Below are 17839 nucleotides of genomic sequence, written 5' to 3' on the forward strand. Positions count from 1 at the left end.
CGGTTTTCCGGTTTTCCGGTTTTCCGGTTTTCCGGTTTTCCGGTGAAAAATGCCTATATGCCCCCTTCGTCAAGACATTAAATTCAGCCAATCCATCTGGTTTGGCTTGCGGTCACACGACCGATACGCTCAACATGCGGAAAAACACGGGATACATCATGAGCAAGAGTTTAAAACGTGTGCGCGCGGCACTTGAAGATGCTGGCGTCAACGTGGACATAAAAGAAATGTCCGAAGGCACGCGCACAGCGGCTGAGGCGGCGCAGGCCGCCGGATGTGAAATCGACCAGATTGCCAAGTCTATTATATTCGCCGGGGCTGAAACCGGTGGATTGTTTTTGTTCATCACGGCAGGCGGCAATCAAGTCGATCCGCAGAAAGCTGCCGCCCTTGCCGGGGAAACACTGATCCGCGCGGATGCGAATGATGTGCGTAAAATGACCGGCTTTGCCATCGGTGGTGTGTCGCCGGTTGGGCATCTGACCGCACCAACAACATTTTTTGATCTGCGCCTCGCTGATTTCGACGTGGTTTGGGCCGCTGCTGGCACGCCCAGACATATTTTCGCAATTTCCCCGACGGTTCTTCAGGATGTAACTGGCGTGCATCCATCTGATTTTACGTAATAAATCAGATAATGTAAAAACTATTTACATTAAGACTTGAAAGCTGCATCGGGAATGCCAATCTTGGGTATGTAAACATGATTTACATTATTCAAACAACGGAGACCCGAAATGCACACCGCAACCGCCCCCCACACTGAACAGTCAGGTAACTGGTTCTCTCGTGCAGAAGGCTGGCTGGACGCACGTGGCAAAGGGGCCTGGATCGCTGCTATGGTTCTTGGCTTTATTTTTGTCTGGCCCGTCGGCCTTGCCCTTCTTGCATATATGATCTGGAGTAAACGCATGTTCTCAGGCAACTGTTCTCACACACGTCAGCAAACCCGCCGCCATCGCAATTTCCGCAGTTCCGGAAATTCTGCTTTTGACAACTATAAGGCCGATACGATTGCACGGCTTGAAGACGAACAACGCGCCTTTGAAGACTTCATGATCCGCCTGCGTGAAGCGCGCGATAAAACTGAATTTGATGACTTCCTTGACGATCGCGCAAAACGTGCGAAAGAATCTGCTGACCTGGAAAAAGACGACCCAATCGAAGCCTGATCCTAGATCATCGCTTATCCCAAAACCCGCGGCGCTGGTCGCGGGTTTTACATGTATAGCCTTTCAATTATCCCGATAGTTTTCATAAAATCCCCCTAAACATCGACGATCTTAACCTTGCGTTAGTAAAAGTCTTGGCCTTCGTCCCTGCGCTTGTTACAATTTTTGCGATGACTGGCAGTTGTTTCACCTGACGCTGTCATAGAGATTGCATCGTGAACAACCGTCCTGCGGCACAGAGATTTCCTGGGGGAGACGACAGACAGATGCGCCATTCGTTGCCGATTGCACCACAGTTTTATGTTACGGCCCCTCAGCCCTGCCCCTATCTTGAAGGCCATACCGAACGAAAGCTGTTCACCGCCTTGCAGGGGGAACATGCGACACAACTGAATGATTCATTGTCACGCCAGGGCTTTCGCCGATCCCAGAATGTTTTGTACCGGCCGTCCTGTGCGGATTGTAACGCCTGTATGTCCGCGCGCATCCGTGTGGCGGATTTCAAACCGACCCGCAGTCAGAAACGCGTGATCAAACGCAATGATGATCTGACACGTCGGGCGACGTCCCCCTGGGCAACAGAGGAACAGTTCGATCTGTTCCGGCTCTATCTTGAGACCCGGCACGCCGATGGTGGCATGGCGGATATGGATATTTTTGAATTCGCCGCAATGGTAGAAGAAACGCCGATCCGGTCCCGTGTCATCGAATATACAATTGAAGATCCCGAAGGGAACGATGACATCCTGAAAGCCGTCTGTCTGACCGATGTGCTAGAGGACGGGGTTTCGATGGTGTATTCATTCTTTGATCCGGATCGTAACAAGCTTAGCCCTGGAACATGGCTTATTCTGGATCACATCGAAATTGCCCGGTCTGCGGGCCTGCCCTATGTTTATTTAGGGTATTGGGTGCCTGGCAGCCCAAAGATGGATTACAAAGCAAAATTCCCAGCGCTTGAAATTTATCACAATGGCACATGGAAATCCCTGGATGATCCATCAGATTTTGCCAGCCGTTTCATTCAGCATCCCCTGGCGACGGATCCGATCGCAGAACAGGTTGCACGGCTTGATCTGCCCGATGTCATGACCTCGGGCGAGATCTGATCCCCCGCCCTTTACGAAAAGACCGCCGCATACAGAAAAGCCGCCCCCCGGAGGATCCAGGAGGCGGCTTTTTCAATTCAGATGTCCTTTTCAGGATCAGTGCCCGATCAGGTTGGGCACGATTGTCACGACCGATGGGAACATCCATAGCAACCACAGCCCCAGCACCTGGATCAACACAAACGGAATGATACCGCGATAGATGTGACCGGTGGTGACACTGGCCGGCGCAACGCCGCGCAGATAGAACAGCGCAAAGCCAAAGGGCGGCGTCAGGAAGCTGGTCTGCAGGTTCACCGCGATCATGATGGTGACCCATTTCGGATCCATCGTGCCGCCGTAAATCACCGGGCCAACGATTGGGATCACGATGTAAATGATTTCAAGGAAATCAAGCACAAAGCCCAGCACAAACAGCACCAGCATCACGATCAGGAAGACGGTGAATTCATCGTCAAAGCTTTTCAGGAATTGCTGGATGTAATGTTCGCCCCCAAAGGAGATCACCACAAGGTTCAGCAGCTGCGAACCGATCAGAATGGTGAACACCATGCTGGTCACTTTCGCAGTTTCCCGCACAACAGGCGACAGAACCGCCCCACGCCACAGAACCCAGCATGCCCAAAGCAGGCCGAACATCACAGTGACCCAAGCCGCCATAGCAACCACATATGCGATCATGTCTTCCAGCGGCACTTCGGCCCGGCCAATGCGCAAATCGAAATTCACGCCCACAAGGATCATCACAACGATTGCAAAGGCTGTCACCAGAACACCACGACCCGTGCCGCCCTGATCCTGCAACTTGCGGAAGGCCGCAAGCATGATCGCCCCGCCTGCCCCAAGAGCTGCGGCAGGTGTTGGGTTGGTGATGCCACCAAGGATAGAACCCAGAACCGCCACGATCAAAACCAGAGGTGGGAAAACCACCCGGATCAGATCGTTGCGCCCCAGCATAATCGCGGCTTCCCGTGCACCGTAGATCGCCAGAACCCCAGGGATCGCCAGCCAAAGGAAGGTCACACCGGATGATGTGACCGGCGTGATAAACGCCACATCCACAGCCAGCATGCCCAACAGGCCAATGGCACCAATGATCAGCGGTTTGCGTTCGCCGTGCAGTTCAACACCACGCGCCATTGCCAGAACCAGACCAAAGAGCACAACAAACGCCATGATCCCAGCCCCAATCGGTGCAGCCGCTGCGATTTTCGCCAGACGGGTTTCTTCGATTTCATCCGCTGTCAGGGCCACAGATTCCTGTGTGCCACCGGCGGCCGTAATTTCGACCTGTTCCGCAACCGCGATGTCCCATGCCTCCTGACCATGCAGGTCAATCATGGATGCCTGACATTGTTCGCCGACATTTGTACGCAGAGACGCGCTTGCGCCAACGTCAGAATAGCTGTCAACGATGATGGTTTGTGAGCCTGATACATTGAATGTGCTCGCCGCAATCACAAAGCCGATGATGCCAAGAGGAACCGCAAGGAACCAAGTCAGACTGTGCGCACGGGTTGTCGCGCCACCGCTGGACCCTGGCACATGCACAGCAGGTGCGTGATGTGGGCGGAACATGGCGTAACCAAAGGCGTAAAGCGCATAAAGCATCGCCAGCAAAATACCCGGCAGCAGAGCCGCCTGGAACAATGTGCCCACGGAAACAACCGCGGCTTCGCCCAGATATGTCAGTGCGTCGGAACAACCGGCTTCCTGTGCGCGGGCTTCCTGTGCGGCGGAATAAAGATCGCCGGCAAGCGTGCCCAACAGAACAATCACGATGGATGGCGGAATGATCTGGCCCAATGTGCCAGAGGCCGCGATCACCCCAGTTGCCAGTTCCGGGCTGTAGTTGTTGCGCAGCATGGTTGGCAGGGACAAAAGGCCCATGGTCACAACGGTTGCACCAACGATCCCGGTAGAGGCCGCAAGGAAGGCCCCCACAACAACCACGGAAACCGCCAGACCACCAGGCAGAGGGCCAAAGACTTTGGCCATGGTTGTCAGCAGGTCATTTGCGATCTTGGAACGCTCCAGCGTGATACCCATCAGAACAAACATCAAAACCGCCAGAAGGGTTTCAATAGATTGCCCCGCAAGAACGCGTTCGTTCATCCGATTGACAATAAAGGAAATATTACGATCCAGCGCTGTTTCCCAACCGCGTGTGAACACAGGTTCTGCGATTGTCGGCAAGTCCGGATACCTAAACAGGCTGATCGTATCCGGGTGAAGCCCCGAATTGGTCAGTTGTTTATAAGCCTCGGAACTTGTGTCCACCGCCGCATGTACCAGCAGGCCGGACGAGTCCAAACCCGCAATAATTGCAAAGGAAATAACCCCGGCCCCGCCAATTGCGAAAGCCACCGGAAAGCCGGAAAGGATCCCGGCAAACAGGCTGAGGAATACGATAATCAGGCCGACTTCTACGCCATCTAGTCCAAAAAACATCTATCTCATCCCGCCCTTAATGCGTGCCTTCGTAGGCTTCTTCACCCTCACCGAGGGTGTCTTTATCGAGGTGTTTACCCTCGCTTGCTTCGCCTTCTTTGCGTTCCAGATAAGACCGCCAGAAGAAGGACCAACCGTGGATAAATACAAGGCCCGCGAATGTGACCAGCAGGATCTTGAAGAGGAAGTACATATCAAAGCCTGACGGGCTGAAACCGATGGTTTCCACATTCCAGCGAATGGCGCGGGCTTTGGTGATCAGACGATCAAGACTGTCAGAGGCGGAAGGTTTTGGCACCACCAGGTGACGCCACATGAAATACCAGCCGTACATCCAGGTCAGAACCGCCGCAGGCAGCATAAAGACCAGGGCGCCAAACATGTCGATTGTGCGTTTTGTGCGAAATTTCACGCCAGAATAGACCAGATCGACGCGCACATGGCTGCCCTGCACAAAGGTGTAAGTCGCACACAGCGTGACGATGATGGCGTTTTCAAACTTCAGCATCTCAGCCCACCAGCTGACATCTTTGTTCATGCCTTCGCCAAAGAAATAAGGGATGGTGGATGCTGTAAAGATCCGTTGCATAAAGACGATCATGATTTGCTGCAGCACCATGATCAAACCAGCCCAAGCCGCGATCCGGCCCAGCCCATTGGCCAAGCCTTCGGTGATGCGCACAAGTCGCCACATAAATTCGTTTCGGAAGATACCGATGATGGTCAGCACAAGGAAGGCTGTGAAGATCACAAAGAAAAATTCAATCGAACCACCGTAATAGATAAAGCGCATCAGCGATTGCTTGATCTCTACTTCGGGCATGTTTCCATTGATATAGGGCAGCCAAGACAGCCAGCTCCCCGGATGTGTCAGCGCATAACCAAGATTGTAAAACGCCATAGCGAGGTTCGTTAAGAACCAGGTAATGCCATCAAGCATACCTTCCCCCTGCAGTCAGTGCATAGGCCCCCGCCCATGCGTCTTTTGTTGCCCGGTAGGTCCGGGTCGAACATTGGAAAGCTCCGGGCCCGTTTCCAGGCCCGGAGTAAATTAAGCAGCCATTATGGCTTAGCCCATGATGCGGTCACGCTGCGCGCGGTATGCACCTTCGGATTTTGTCAGCCAGCCGGAAGAGGCAGACATGGAAGATTCAACAGATGCGCGCACTTTTGCGAACAGTTCGTCATCCATGTACTGGTCCAGAACTTCGCCAGTTGCAGTCGCCATTGAATCCCAAACTGCGTCAGGGAATTCGAGGGTTTTCACGCCGCCAGCCTGCAGACGCACAAGCGCTTCACCGTTGTTGGCGAGGAACTGTGCAAGGTTCCATTGGTTGGCTTCTGCGGATGCAATTTCGATGATTTTCTGATGCGCTGGGGACAGCTCATCGAAAACGTCACGGTTGGTTGCAAGGGACAGACCTGCGCCTGGCTCGTGGAAACCAGCGGTGTAGTAAGTTTTGGTGATTTCTTGGAAACCAGCTTTCTCATCCGCCCATGGGCCGATCCATTCGGTGCCGTCAATCGCGCCGGATGCCAGCGCCTGGTACACTTCGGACCCAGGAAGGTTTTGTACAGATGCGCCCAGTTTGGACAGCGCTTGGCCGCCAAGACCAGGCATACGGAATTTCAGACCTTGGAAGTCTTCAGCCGTCTGGATTTCTTTGTTGAACCAGCCACCAGCCTGTGCGCCGGTGTTACCAGCGAGGAAGGATTTCAGGCCAAAGATTTCGCCCAGCTCGTCATGCAGTTCCATGCCGCCAGCGTGGTAATACCAGTTGGACAGTTCCTGCGCGGTCATGCCGAAAGGCACAGCGGTGAAATACGCATATGCAGGGTGCTGACCTACAAAGTAGTAATCAGCCGCGTGATACATGTCGGCCTGACCAGAGGTCACAGCGTCAAACACTTCCAAAGCGCCAACAAGTTCGCCAGCCGCTTTGATTTCAACAGTCAGGCTGCCGTCGGACATTGCGTTGATAGAGTTTGCAGCGCGCTCAGCCGCGTCAAAAACGCCAGCGAGACCACGGCCCCATGCAGTAACCATGGTCAGTGTGCGGTTGCCGGTCGCGTAAGCAGGTGCGGCCAGTGTAGAAGCAGCAGCAGCGGTGCCGCCGAGTGCAGATGTTCTCAGAAATGAACGACGATCCATTAACGTCTCTCCCGTTGAATTGCGCCCGCAGCGTTTCCCGTGCGGAACTTAAGGTGCGGCGACCCTACGACGTCTCAGGCCTTCGGAAAAGCCTGAATTTCAGGCAAAACGCCGCGTCGCTTTTGATTTGCGACGCGCAACTGCGGGTTTTGGTAAGAAAATATGACCAAAACTACCGCCATTGAAATGCGATTCAATCCGTGCATTTATTTCAGAAACGACCAGTTTGTTGCTGTGATCTGGTTTTAGGGAATGCGAATCTGTTGCGTTTCACCTGATAACCAAGCTGACGGGGCTGATTCATGACTTCACTTCCAACGATAATGTCCGGCATCCTTCTTATGGGGCACGGCGGCTATGACAGATTGTGTTTCAGCGATACGATCGCCGTGCCGGATCCCGTCGCAGGTGAGGTACTGATCCGGGTGCATGCCGCTGCGGTCAACAATACCGATCTCAACACGCGCCTGGGCTGGTATTCCAAAGGGGATGCCGAAGCGGAAGATGCCACCTGGTCCGGTACCGCCTTGCAGTTTCCCCGCATTCAGGGCGCGGATGTCTGTGGTGAAATCGTTGCGGTGGGCGACACTGTTGATCCGGCCCGCATTGGGGAACGTGTGTTGATCGAACCCAGCCTGCATGAAGCCAATGGCGCCCCCCTGAGCACACCTTGGTATTTCGGATCTGAATGTGACGGTGGGTTTGCACAATATACACGTGTGGCGGCCCGCTATGCCCATCCGATCAATAGCCCGTTGAGCGCAGTCGAACTGGCGTCGTTCCCCTGTTCCTATTCAACCGCCGAAAATATGCTGACCCGGGCGCAGCTGAAGGCCGGTGAAACGGTTCTGATCACCGGGGCGTCCGGTGGGGTTGGATCAGCCGCAATTCAACTGGCCAAAGCGCGCGGCGCATATGTTATTGCGATCACCTCTGCCGCGAAGGCGGATGAGTTGCGGGCAATCGGGGCGGATGAAACCCTAGAGCGCGCCACAGATTTGCGCAAAACCCCGGGCATGAACAGTGTCGATGTGGTGGTTGATCTGGTGGCAGGCCCCGCATGGCCACAACTGCCAGACGTTCTGCGCCCCGGCGGACGATATGCCGTGTCCGGTGCAATTGGTGGGCCGATGGTCGAACTGGATGTGCGCACATTATACCTGAAAGATCTCAGCTTTTTTGGCTGTACCATTCTGGAACCCCAGGTTTTTCCAAACCTGGTCAAACTGATTGAGACAGGCAAGATCCGCCCCTTGGTGGCACAGACATGGCCATTGCAGGATATCATCGAAGCCCAGAAAGCCTTTGAAAGCAAATCCCATATAGGCAAAATCGTATTGGAAATTCCGTAAGGAGGCCCAGACCATCCGGATGGTAAAACGAACGCAACATACGGGGCCATTCGAGACACCTTCCCCCCACAATCCTTGCTTCGCGCATATTCATGGTGACCCGGGAGCAATCAACATATTGACCTTGGGCGGCCAGCCGCCTGAAATGCAGCATATGGGCAATCCGCACAAGGGCACAGCCAGAATCTGGCACGAAAGCTGACCTGATTTTGCGAAAATTCGCCCTGAAACGTAAAATTTGCAACTTTCGGAAAGATTTTTTTCACCCGAGGACACTTTATTACGCATTTTGCCTGTTGACCCCCCTTTCGCATACTCATAAAGTCCCGCCACGTAATGAAACCTTTTGGGAAGAAAACGAATGCTCGCTCTAGTGGTCATTGTTGGGAATTGGCGCATGGTCCGGTAACGGAAACCAGATTTAAAACCATGCGCCCCGGACCTGAAAAGCCCGGGGTTTTTTATTACGATTAAGCGGGCGGACCAAAGGTTCGCAGGAATGGAGAAGAAGATGAGTGGTTCTGACACCGGCCAGATGACCGGCGCAAAGATGATCGTAGAGGCCCTGAAAGAACAGGGTGTGGACACTGTATTTGGCTACCCTGGTGGTGCTGTCCTGCCGATCTATGACGAAATTTTCCAACAAAATGACATCCACCACATTCTGGTGCGCCACGAACAAGGCGCTGTGCATGCGGCGGAAGGCTATGCCCGGTCCACCGGCAAGCCTGGTGTTGTTCTTGTAACCTCTGGCCCCGGCGCGACAAACGCCGTGACCGGCCTGACAGACGCGCTGCTTGACTCCATTCCGCTTGTCGTCCTGTCCGGTCAGGTCCCGACCTTTATGATCGGCACCGATGGCTTTCAGGAAGCCGATACCGTTGGCATCACCCGCCCCTGCACCAAGCACAATTGGCTGGTAAAAGACACCGACAAACTGGCGGAAACCATCCACCAGGCGTTCCATGTTGCCACATCCGGCCGTCCGGGCCCAACCCTTGTGGATATCCCCAAGGATGTGCAGTTTGCGGCTGGCACTTATGTTGCAAAACCCAAAGCAAAAACAGCACATTACGCCCCGCAAGTTAAAGCGGATCCAGACGCGCTGACACAGCTTGCAGAATTGATGGAAAAGGCCGAACGCCCTGTGTTTTACACCGGTGGTGGCGTGATCAATTCCGGCCCTGGCGCAAGCCAGCTGCTGCGCGAGTTGGTAGATGCGACGGGCTTTCCGATTACATCCACGTTGATGGGGCTTGGGTCCTATCCTGCGTCCGGCAAAAATTGGCTGGGCATGCTGGGGATGCATGGTCTGTACGAAGCCAATATGGCGATGCATGATTGTGACCTGATGATCACCATTGGCGCGCGTTTTGACGACCGGATCACCGGCCGTCTGGATGCCTTCAGCCCGGGGTCTACCAAGGTTCAGATCGATATTGACCCGTCTTCGATCAACAAAGTTGTGCATGTTGACCTGCCGATCCTTGGCGATGTTGGTCATGCGATGGAAACGCTTCTGAAAATCTGGAAAGCCCGTGGTCGCAAAACCAATGAAAGCGCGGTTGCCCAGTGGAACCTTCAGATTGCGGATTGGAAGGCAAAGAAATGTCTGACCTACACGCCATCTGAAACCGTGATCAAACCGCAATATGCGCTGGAACGGCTTGAGGCCTTGACCAAAGGTCACGATCGTTACGTCTGTACCGAAGTGGGCCAGCACCAAATGTGGGCCGCGCAATTCCTGCAGTTTGAAGATCCGAACCGCTGGATGACATCCGGTGGTCTGGGCACCATGGGCTATGGCATGCCGGCAAGCGTTGGTATTCAGGCTGCACACCCGGAAAGCCTGGTTGTGAACGTTGCAGGTGAAGCATCCTGGCTGATGAACATGCAGGAAATGGGCACCGCGATGCAATATCGCCTACCTGTGAAACAGTTCATTCTGAACAATGAACGTCTGGGCATGGTGCGCCAGTGGCAGCAGCTGCTGCATGGCGAACGTTATTCACAGTCTTGGTCCGAAAGCCTGCCTGATTTCGTGAAATTGGCAGAAGCCTTTGGTGCGAAGGGCATTCAGGTGTCTGATCCGAAAGATCTGGATGATGCGATCATGGAAATGATCAATTATGATGGCCCTGTGATTATGGACTGTCTGGTTGAGAAACATGAAAACTGCTTCCCGATGATCCCATCAGGTGCCCCGCACAATGAAATGCTGATGGGCGATGCTTCTGTCGAAGATGCCATCGGTTCTTCTGGCGCGGTTCTGGTTTAAGAAAGGACAACACATGTCTGCACTACAAATCAAAAAAGGCACTTCTAAGAAGTCCGCCTATGATCTGAAAGACCCGAACGCGGATCTGATTGAAACCCATACACTTGCCTGCGTTGTGGATAACGAAGCCGGTGTTCTGGCCCGGGTGATCGGGCTGTTTTCCGGTCGTGGCTATAATATCGACAGCCTGACCGTGGCGGCGATTGATGAAGAAGGGCAATTGTCCCGTATCACCATCGTCACCACCGGTACGCCTGCGGTGATCGAACAGATCAAAGCCCAGCTTGGCCGCATTGTGCCTGTGCATGAAGTGCACGATCTGACGGTTGAGGGCGATTCAGTTGAACGGGAAATGGCCCTGATGCGGGTTCACGGTACAGGTGACGCCCGTGTCGAAGCCCTGCGTCTGGCGGATATTTTCCGCGCGCAGGTGGTGGACAGCACATTGGAAAGCTTTGTGTTTGAAATCACCGGCACACCGGACAAGGTTGATGCCTTTGCGGATCTGATGCGTCCGCTGGGTCTGGGTCGTATTGCCCGCACCGGTGTTGCGGCCCTGTCGCGCGGCAAATAAGTCCGCAACCATACTAAAAAGTTGGCGCCCCGGTTTCCCGTGGGCGCCTTTTCCTTTCGCAGCGGACAAACCGCCATGGTGAGTGTGTTTGCGCCCGACGTCAGCCAGGGCTTTCGCGAAAGGAATGCCGTGGTTGCTCTGCTATACTGTGTATTGCGTTGGCAGCGGTTTTCAGACGCGGTAGAAATCGCTGCCCGTTACGGTGATCTCCATAAGCGTCCCCCCTGCTCCATATTTTCACCGATTGCCCGGAGAACGTCGCGTCCACGCACTGCACATGACGTTCTCCGGACCCTTCCCGCGGTTCATCGGCGAGGAGTGTTTCTCGCGGGAATTCACAAATTTTCGTTTTATCTTCCCCCTTGGGAGCAGGTGGCATCTGAGACGTTTCTGTGACCTTATTCTGCTGTGCCTGGGATTTCAGAAGGTCAGCCAGGGTTCCCCCAAAGCCATTTTCAGCGATCAATTCAATGGATTTGGCAATGCGCCGCCCATAGGAATAGCCACATTCAAAGCGCACAAAATCGCCAACCTTCAGAGGATCTACTGGGAAATCTTCCAGACTATCTAATGAAAAGAACACCAAATCATCCTGGTCTTCACACCAGATTGCGCCACTGCCTTTCCGAACCCATAATACCAATCCCAACATCTCAACTACTCCTTGCAACGTAGATACATCTTGCAGCAAAAATTCTGGTCATGCGAGATCGTTTCATGTGACATGTTTGTTCGGATTTGTGTCATGTGTCTCAATTTCTGTTCTATTGTTTGAACAGAAATCTTGATGATAACCTATTGATGAGACAGAGCTTTCACACAAACTATGCAGTATATGAGAAAGAGATGTTTTTGTAACAGGGCAACAGAAGCCGGGTGAAATTATGAACAAAACACTATCCGCAAGCGAGACCCGAGGCATGTTTGGGCGAAATCTGAAGACCCTTATGGGGGAACATGGAAACGTCGCTGAACTGTCCCGCACCCTTGATATCAACAGAACCCAGATGAACCGGTTCCTGTCCGGAGAATCATTCCCCCGACCGGATATTCTGAAACGTATCTGTGATCATTTTGGCGTGGATGGACGCATTTTGCTGGAGCCGGTCGAAAGCATCATCACCCGCAAAGCCGGACTAAGACAATCACTTGCCCTTTACGGAAATGGTTACAATTATCACGCCAGCAGCCGCCTTGCGGATGGGTTCTATATTTTCTGGAAGATCACCTATGGCCGTCCCGCGCGCGCGCAATCTATTTTGACACAGGTGAAAACCATTGAGGGCATCAAAACGTTTTCCGGCTATATGCCAAAGGTCAGTGGCACCTATTTTATGCCGTCTGACCCGCGTGAACGGCGTTCCGGCGGTATCATCTTTCCCCAGCAGGACGGATTTTCGATGCTGGCGCTGGATTCCAACAGCAGACGCCTGTCCCTAAGTTTTATGGAATATGGCTATATGTCCCGTCTGTTTGTCGGGGCCAGCTATCTGTCGGCGGGCGGCACAGCCAACACAGTTCCATATGTACCCGTGGTTATGCAGCAATTGCCGCGCAATACCGGGGCCACCTTAAGCGCTGCACGTGAATGCCGTTTACAATCTATTGAGGACGTCCCGGACGCGATCCGGGAATTGCTGCTTGCCTCACCTATTCATGCATGATGCATTTTCCGGATCAGCTTACTGACCCGGAAAATACCAGACAAATGTTCAAGCCGCTTTCTGTGCATCCCCCCGTTTGACAGGCATAGACAGAACGGCATATTTCCGACCATCCCCCGGGTTCACATAGGGGTCTCCGATGCGGCCTGCATCATATCCAAGCTGGCGCAACGCCCGCATAAGCGTAATCGGGGAAAGTGAAATCAAGTCCGTCCCCCCCTGTGACGCCGCCGTTTGCGCAAGCCCCGAGACAATCAACGACAGGCATTTTGACCTTTGGGCATGGGTGTTCAGATCATCGCTGATCACCAGGCGTGTACATTCCCACAGCCCTTGGCTTTGCTCAGCATGGGCAAGAACAGCGGCCGGGATATCCGACAGTTTTCCGTCCACAGCGTCCTTTAGCATGTAACTGTAATTGCCCCAACGCGCTGTTGTCGGCATCACACGGGCCCCGCCCACAACCTTGCCCTTATCCACAACAAGCGAATACCAGGCCATTGGTGTATCGTATTGATCCATCTCAAACTGGTTGTCATGGGGAATGTCCCAGCCAAGCTGATCGACAAAAAAATGTTTACGCAACTGGAGATACCCCCAGAAATAATCGTTATGATTGTGTAGCTTTGTCAGGTTGAACTTTATATTATGCATCTTTCGCCTCCATATAGATGAGGTGAGTAAAGACACAACTTTGATAAATGTTAATTGAAATTCAACCTATGAGGTACACTTCTGCGCCCATAAATTTCGCAGAAAATCTGGTCAGATCAACCCGAACTGGATAGCCAATGCAGCAGCATGACTGCTGGTTTTTGCATTTAGTTTGAATTTCGCATTCTTCAAGCGCTGTTTGACCGCCCCAAGAGAAATCCCCAGATCGTCGGCAATCTGTTTCATCAACAGACCATCCTTCACCATGACCAGAACTTCCAGTTCGGCGCGGGTCAGGTTTTTTGGCGGCGCAAAGCTTTGATGGAGTTCGCCAACAATATGGTGAAGAATCCCTGCTTCTTCGGCACTGAATTCCCTGTCTGAGCGGCAAAAGCTGCCAAAACTGCGTAAACCATCGTCGTTATCCTCTAGACAACTGACAGCTACCCCGTATTTCAGACCAACAGTTTTGGCCTCCTGTAGAATCTGACGGGGATCTTCGATTTCAATTTCAGACCAGCGGATCAGACCCGTTGTCCCATAGACCCAGCGTAAAACCGGATCCTGCATCATATAGCCCAGTTTTGTGTATTTCGAGACCCATTCTTCCGGCAGAGTATTGGCTTCGGCAATTGGAAAGGCGAACCCCACGCGCACGGCAAGGTAGAAACCAGACGGAGCTAGCGTCGTTAGAAAATCAAGGTCTGCTTTATCAATCATCTAATCAAATGCTTTTTATCCATCCTAACCCTTTGGGAAGGTTCCCCCCCGGAAAGAGACATGTCATACAGCTTGGATAAGGTATTATGCCTGTGATGCAACAAAAATACACCGGACTTATAAGAATGCCTCAAGAGCTTACAGTTTCGCCACTTTTATCAGCACTCGATACGCTTTGCCCGTCTGGATATGCAATTGCATTGCACATCCGATTTTCCACACCGACCTTCCTGTTTCAGACATATGATCGGGCTTGGATTGACGTTTACACGCGCAAAGGCCTTGTAATGCAGGATCCAACCGTACACTGGGGATTCGTGAATACCGGAACTGAAACCTGGGAAAACCTAAAAGACAGTGATGATGCAGGGGTTTTAGAACAGGCCGCTGAATTTGGTCTGAAGTATGGTTTTGTGCTTGCGCTTGAGAACCAAGAATCGCGTTCAGTTGCAAGTTTTGCCCGTGAGGACCGGAATTTCACAGATGAGGAAACCAACCAGATTTTTCGCATTATGGAAAAGCTGCATGAGGTTACTCTGAATGCAGAAACCCTTAGCAAAGCCGAAATTTCTGCCCTGAAAACGCTTTCTGTTACACTGACGCACGCAGGTAGCCCGACATCGTAACTCACTCCAGACGTGTAAATGACGTAAATTTCGGTTTCTATTTACCCTGCCCTGTCGAACAAGACGGAGACCGGAATTTGCGCCTCTCCGCCCTTGTTTTATCCGGTGGTTAATATGTCAGGGCTGCAGAAACAGCGGTTCAGTCCTGTGCGTCATTCCAGTTCTGGGCCTCGCTCCAGGTGCAGAATTGTCTGATCCCTTCGACGCGCCTATGTGCACGGGGACAAACCAGATAGAACCCCGGCACATTTTCTTCCGGCAGCGACAAAAGCAGATCTTCCCCCAAAGGCGCCACCAGATTGCCAGCTTGAATATCCACTGTCGCATCATTGCGTGAAATCAGCCCGACCCCCATCGCGGACATGGTCGCCCTTCGCATGGTTGCCGCATCGTGAAATGCCAGTTCCGATGTGATTTCTGACATTTCGACATTCAGAAACTTCAGAATATCCCGCCACAGTGAATTTTGCAGAACCGGATGCAATAATCGGTGCTGCCCCAGATCTTGCGGCGTATTGATCCGCGCAGCCAGTTCCGGCGCACAGCAAATCACTTTGTGGTCCCGTAGCAACAGGCGACTGTCCAGATCCCCCCAGTCACCATAGCCCCATTGAACGGCCACATCGATGTCATCCCGTTTGAAATCAGGCGTTTCCACCATGGTTGTCATGCGCAAATCTGATTGCGGCACGCATTCGCGAAAACTTTCAAGCCGGGGCAAAAGATACCGTGTGGCAAAATATGGCGATACATTCAAAGTGATGCGGTTCTGATATTTTTTCTGCGTGACCCGCCGCACACCTTCCGCCAGTTCGTCAAAACCGGCTTCCACATAACGGCCAAGCAAAATGGCGGCGTCTGTCGGTTCAATCGTGCGGCCCCTGCGTTCAAACAGCGTCACCTGCAAAGTATCTTCTAACAGTTTGATTTGCTGACTGACGGCTTGCGGTGTGACAAGCAATTCATCCGCCGCCCCCCGGATGGATCCGTGGCGCGCGGCGGCATGAAACGCCTTAAGCGCATTTAAAGGCGGAAGTCTGAAGCGATTGGACGTCATATCAAAAGCGATATCATATCACAGCCTTTTCCAGGAAGGGTTCGTTACGCATAATCCTGTCATAGCCAATTGGGGACAGATCAAGGCTGCGATATTGCCCCCAGGTGATCCATTCCGCCACACCGCGTCCGACGGCGGGGGACTGTTGTAATCCGTGGCCGGAAAAACCGTTGGCAAAGATGAAATTCCGGACATCATGATGTGGCCCGACGACAACGTTGTGATCCAGGGTGTTAAACGCGTAGTGCCCGGCCCAGAAATTCACCAGTTTGATGGCCTCGAAGGCTTCTGAACGTTCCGACAGATCCATCCAGAGACGTTCAAATTCCTCATGGCGCACCTCAAAATCGTCCCAATCCACAGCAGGATCATCTTCAGGCACTGTTCCCGCTAGGAAATACTTGCCTTCCGGTCGGCAAAAGCTGCCGGATGGGTCGATCATCAGGGGCAGATGGCCCCCGTTCACAGAGGCACTGCCTTCGGGCGAATGGGCACAATCAAAGACAAAAAGCGAACGTTTTCTGGGTTCTACAGGGATTTCCAACCCGGCCATCGCCGCGGTTTCTGCGGCCCGCGAACCTGACGCATTTACAATCGTGCCGCACGAAATCATCTGTCCGCTTTTCAGCGCAACCCCGGTGACGCGATCCCCCTTTCGGTGGATCTTTGTCACCTCATCCATCAGGTAATCTGCGCCCTGTGCCCGGGCTTTTTTACGAAACCCGTTCATCAGGCCGGTATTTGAAAACCAGCCCTCGCCCGATTGCCCATAACTGGCCAGTTGCAGATCATCGACGCGCAGATGTGGAAAGGCCGCTTTGATCTGATCCGGTTCCCACAAAACCACATTCGCGCCCAGTGTTTTCTGCACCTCATGGTTTTCACGCAGAACCTGCACCTGTTCATCACTTGACGCCAGAAACAGATATCCGCCCTCATGAAAGTTCAGATCCGGATCTTCGCCATCCACTGCCATTACAGATGCAAATTCGCGGATAAACTGTGTCCCGAACTGACCGATCTGAACATTGATCGGATTTGAGAACTGGTTCCGGATCGATGATGAGCTGAGAGAGGTCGACGCCTGCGCAAATGTCGGGTCGCGTTCAATGATCAGGACTGAGCCATCAAAACCCGGATTTTCGGTCAGGAAATAGGCCACAGCAGACCCAATCACCGCCCCGCCGATGATCACCACATCATAGGTGTCGCGCATCAGTCGGCCCCATCATCGGGATGGCCCAATTCGCAGAACCAACCACCAATGAATTTCACGCCCGGCGCATTTGGATCCGGTGCATCTGTCTTCGCCTCCATCGCCGCGCGGAATTCTTCGGTATTGTCCTGTGGCTGAAATCCGATATGCCCGGCCTTGCTGTCATCCACAACTTTCAAACGATTGTCAGAAATCCCATGCCCGATGGTGTGCCCGAGACGTGGACAGATCAACGCGCGTTCGACATATTGCACGCAATCAGAAAAGCTTAGCCAACTCCAGAGCATGCGGCGGTCAGCTGGTTCCGGGAAGGATGAAAAAATCCGCAGGCATAGGCTTTCGATGCCAAATTTGTCCCAATACAGGCGCGACAGGCTTTCCACAAAGTTCTTGGACACACCATAGAGACTGTCCGGGCGCACCGGGCTGTCCGCATCTATGTGCCCTTCCATTTCATGGTAGCCGATCGCATGGACGGATGACGCGTAAATCACCCGTTTTACCCCGTTTTTCCGCGCGGATTCATAGATGTGGTACGATCCCCGGATATTACTGTCAAGCATGGTTTCAAAGTCCACTTCTAGCGGGGCCCCGCCAAAATGCACAATCGCATCCACATCACGCGCCAGACCCATCACAGCATCATAATCGCCCAGCTCACAGACGATCGCTTCTTCATGGGGCTGCACGTCTTCCATCTCAATCCGGTCAGAAATGCGGATGTGGTTTGCCAGATGTTTCAGGCCCTTGCGCAGCTCTGTGCCAAGACGCCCCGCCGCACCGGTGATCAGAATACGTTCAAACTGTGCCATAT

At 53.1% G+C, this 17839-nt stretch carries 17 protein-coding genes; 8 read left to right on the forward strand and 9 right to left on the reverse strand.

The annotated features are described in order from the left end of the window. Nucleotides 1–158: 158 nt before the first annotated feature. The 3 genes from ACPGUT_RS06140 (at nt 159) to ACPGUT_RS06150 (ending at nt 2281) form a co-directional block, all read left to right on the forward strand. A complete protein-coding gene (locus tag ACPGUT_RS06140; protein WP_423989560.1) occupies nt 159–626 on the forward strand; it encodes a YbaK/EbsC family protein in 468 nt (155 codons plus the stop codon). A gap of 111 nt (nt 627–737) precedes the next feature. Next, a complete protein-coding gene (locus ACPGUT_RS06145) occupies nt 738–1172 on the forward strand; it encodes a DUF2852 domain-containing protein (protein WP_423989445.1) in 435 nt (144 codons plus the stop codon). A gap of 266 nt (nt 1173–1438) precedes the next feature. Further along, a complete protein-coding gene (locus ACPGUT_RS06150; RefSeq protein ID WP_423989447.1) occupies nt 1439–2281 on the forward strand; it encodes an arginyltransferase in 843 nt (280 codons plus the stop codon). Between the two features lie 96 nt (nt 2282–2377). On the opposite strand, the gene ACPGUT_RS06155 is transcribed toward ACPGUT_RS06150, so the two are convergent. From ACPGUT_RS06155 to ACPGUT_RS06165, 3 genes are all read right to left on the reverse strand, one after another. Next, the gene (locus ACPGUT_RS06155; protein WP_423989449.1) at nt 2378–4732 is read right to left on the reverse strand and encodes a TRAP transporter large permease; all 2355 of its coding nucleotides are present in this window, start codon (nt 4730–4732) and stop codon (nt 2378–2380) included. Between the two features lie 16 nt (nt 4733–4748). After that, the gene (locus ACPGUT_RS06160; protein WP_423989451.1) at nt 4749–5672 is read right to left on the reverse strand and encodes a TRAP transporter small permease subunit; all 924 of its coding nucleotides are present in this window, start codon (nt 5670–5672) and stop codon (nt 4749–4751) included. Between the two features lie 129 nt (nt 5673–5801). Beyond that, nucleotides 5802–6884 (reverse strand): TRAP transporter substrate-binding protein, encoded by a 1083-nt coding sequence (locus ACPGUT_RS06165; protein ID WP_423989453.1) that lies wholly within the window; start codon nt 6882–6884, stop codon nt 5802–5804. 302 nt (nt 6885–7186) lie between these two features. Here ACPGUT_RS06165 and ACPGUT_RS06170 point away from each other — a divergent pair, with 302 nt between their 5' ends. From ACPGUT_RS06170 to ilvN, 3 genes are all read left to right on the forward strand, one after another. Further along, nucleotides 7187–8236: an alcohol dehydrogenase family protein gene (locus tag ACPGUT_RS06170; RefSeq protein WP_423989455.1), complete on the forward strand. Its 1050-nt coding sequence runs from the start codon at nt 7187–7189 to the stop codon at nt 8234–8236. A gap of 511 nt (nt 8237–8747) precedes the next feature. Further along, nucleotides 8748–10514: an acetolactate synthase 3 large subunit gene (locus tag ACPGUT_RS06175; protein WP_423989457.1), complete on the forward strand. Its 1767-nt coding sequence runs from the start codon at nt 8748–8750 to the stop codon at nt 10512–10514. Nucleotides 10515–10527: 13 nt separating this feature from the next. Then, on the forward strand, nt 10528–11088 hold the full coding sequence (ilvN, locus tag ACPGUT_RS06180) for an acetolactate synthase small subunit (RefSeq protein WP_423989459.1): 561 nt from the start codon (nt 10528–10530) through the stop codon (nt 11086–11088). 100 nt (nt 11089–11188) lie between these two features. Here ilvN and ACPGUT_RS06185 read toward each other — a convergent pair whose 3' ends face one another. Then, a complete protein-coding gene (locus ACPGUT_RS06185) occupies nt 11189–11671 on the reverse strand; it encodes a hypothetical protein (protein ID WP_423989461.1) in 483 nt (160 codons plus the stop codon). Between the two features lie 301 nt (nt 11672–11972). Between ACPGUT_RS06185 and ACPGUT_RS06190 the strand changes: the two genes are divergently transcribed. After that, nucleotides 11973–12752, forward strand: coding sequence for a helix-turn-helix domain-containing protein (locus ACPGUT_RS06190; protein WP_423989463.1), 780 nt, complete (start codon nt 11973–11975; stop codon nt 12750–12752). A gap of 48 nt (nt 12753–12800) precedes the next feature. Here ACPGUT_RS06190 and ACPGUT_RS06195 read toward each other — a convergent pair whose 3' ends face one another. Both ACPGUT_RS06195 and ACPGUT_RS06200 read right to left on the reverse strand, forming a co-directional pair. Beyond that, nucleotides 12801–13406, reverse strand: a complete 606-nt coding sequence (locus ACPGUT_RS06195) for an acyl-homoserine-lactone synthase (protein ID WP_423989465.1) — start codon at nt 13404–13406, stop codon at nt 12801–12803. Nucleotides 13407–13517: 111 nt separating this feature from the next. After that, nucleotides 13518–14126, reverse strand: coding sequence for an autoinducer binding domain-containing protein (locus ACPGUT_RS06200; protein ID WP_423989467.1), 609 nt, complete (start codon nt 14124–14126; stop codon nt 13518–13520). A gap of 125 nt (nt 14127–14251) precedes the next feature. Here ACPGUT_RS06200 and ACPGUT_RS06205 point away from each other — a divergent pair, with 125 nt between their 5' ends. Next, the gene (locus ACPGUT_RS06205; protein ID WP_423989469.1) at nt 14252–14752 is read left to right on the forward strand and encodes an autoinducer binding domain-containing protein; all 501 of its coding nucleotides are present in this window, start codon (nt 14252–14254) and stop codon (nt 14750–14752) included. 139 nt (nt 14753–14891) lie between these two features. On the opposite strand, the gene ACPGUT_RS06210 is transcribed toward ACPGUT_RS06205, so the two are convergent. From ACPGUT_RS06210 to ACPGUT_RS06220, 3 genes are read right to left on the reverse strand one after another with little or no spacing between them, the layout of a single operon-like run. Beyond that, entirely contained in the window at nt 14892–15809 is a 918-nt protein-coding gene (locus ACPGUT_RS06210; protein WP_423989471.1) for a LysR substrate-binding domain-containing protein, read from the reverse strand. Between the two features lie 13 nt (nt 15810–15822). Further along, nucleotides 15823–17025 carry an NAD(P)/FAD-dependent oxidoreductase gene (locus tag ACPGUT_RS06215; protein WP_423989473.1) on the reverse strand — a complete coding sequence of 401 codons (1203 nt, stop codon included), beginning with the start codon at nt 17023–17025 and terminating at the stop codon, nt 15823–15825. Further along, nucleotides 17025–17837, reverse strand: coding sequence for an NAD-dependent epimerase/dehydratase family protein (locus tag ACPGUT_RS06220; protein WP_423989475.1), 813 nt, complete (start codon nt 17835–17837; stop codon nt 17025–17027). Before ACPGUT_RS06220 ends, ACPGUT_RS06215 begins: the two co-directional genes overlap by 1 nt. Nucleotides 17838–17839 lie beyond the last annotated feature (2 nt).

The organism is Halocynthiibacter sp., assembly GCF_049608145.1.
GTDB lineage: Bacteria > Pseudomonadota > Alphaproteobacteria > Rhodobacterales > Rhodobacteraceae > Halocynthiibacter.

Coding starts and splice junctions, on each gene's coding strand:
- ACPGUT_RS06160 (WP_423989451.1), bottom strand. CDS start 5,672: ATGCTTGATGGCATTACCTGGTTCTTAACGAACCTCGCTATGGCGTTT.
- ACPGUT_RS06200 (WP_423989467.1), bottom strand. CDS start 14,126: ATGATTGATAAAGCAGACCTTGATTTTCTAACGACGCTAGCTCCGTCT.
- ACPGUT_RS06190 (WP_423989463.1), top strand. CDS start 11,973: ATGAACAAAACACTATCCGCAAGCGAGACCCGAGGCATGTTTGGGCGA.
- ACPGUT_RS06195 (WP_423989465.1), bottom strand. CDS start 13,406: ATGCATAATATAAAGTTCAACCTGACAAAGCTACACAATCATAACGAT.
- ACPGUT_RS06145 (WP_423989445.1), top strand. CDS start 738: ATGCACACCGCAACCGCCCCCCACACTGAACAGTCAGGTAACTGGTTC.
- ACPGUT_RS06205 (WP_423989469.1), top strand. CDS start 14,252: ATGCCTCAAGAGCTTACAGTTTCGCCACTTTTATCAGCACTCGATACG.
- ACPGUT_RS06210 (WP_423989471.1), bottom strand. CDS start 15,809: ATGACGTCCAATCGCTTCAGACTTCCGCCTTTAAATGCGCTTAAGGCG.
- ilvN (WP_423989459.1), top strand. CDS start 10,528: ATGTCTGCACTACAAATCAAAAAAGGCACTTCTAAGAAGTCCGCCTAT.
- ACPGUT_RS06140 (WP_423989560.1), top strand. CDS start 159: ATGAGCAAGAGTTTAAAACGTGTGCGCGCGGCACTTGAAGATGCTGGC.
- ACPGUT_RS06170 (WP_423989455.1), top strand. CDS start 7,187: ATGACTTCACTTCCAACGATAATGTCCGGCATCCTTCTTATGGGGCAC.
- ACPGUT_RS06165 (WP_423989453.1), bottom strand. CDS start 6,884: ATGGATCGTCGTTCATTTCTGAGAACATCTGCACTCGGCGGCACCGCT.
- ACPGUT_RS06150 (WP_423989447.1), top strand. CDS start 1,439: ATGCGCCATTCGTTGCCGATTGCACCACAGTTTTATGTTACGGCCCCT.
- ACPGUT_RS06220 (WP_423989475.1), bottom strand. CDS start 17,837: ATGGCACAGTTTGAACGTATTCTGATCACCGGTGCGGCGGGGCGTCTT.
- ACPGUT_RS06155 (WP_423989449.1), bottom strand. CDS start 4,732: ATGTTTTTTGGACTAGATGGCGTAGAAGTCGGCCTGATTATCGTATTC.
- ACPGUT_RS06175 (WP_423989457.1), top strand. CDS start 8,748: ATGAGTGGTTCTGACACCGGCCAGATGACCGGCGCAAAGATGATCGTA.
- ACPGUT_RS06215 (WP_423989473.1), bottom strand. CDS start 17,025: ATGCGCGACACCTATGATGTGGTGATCATCGGCGGGGCGGTGATTGGG.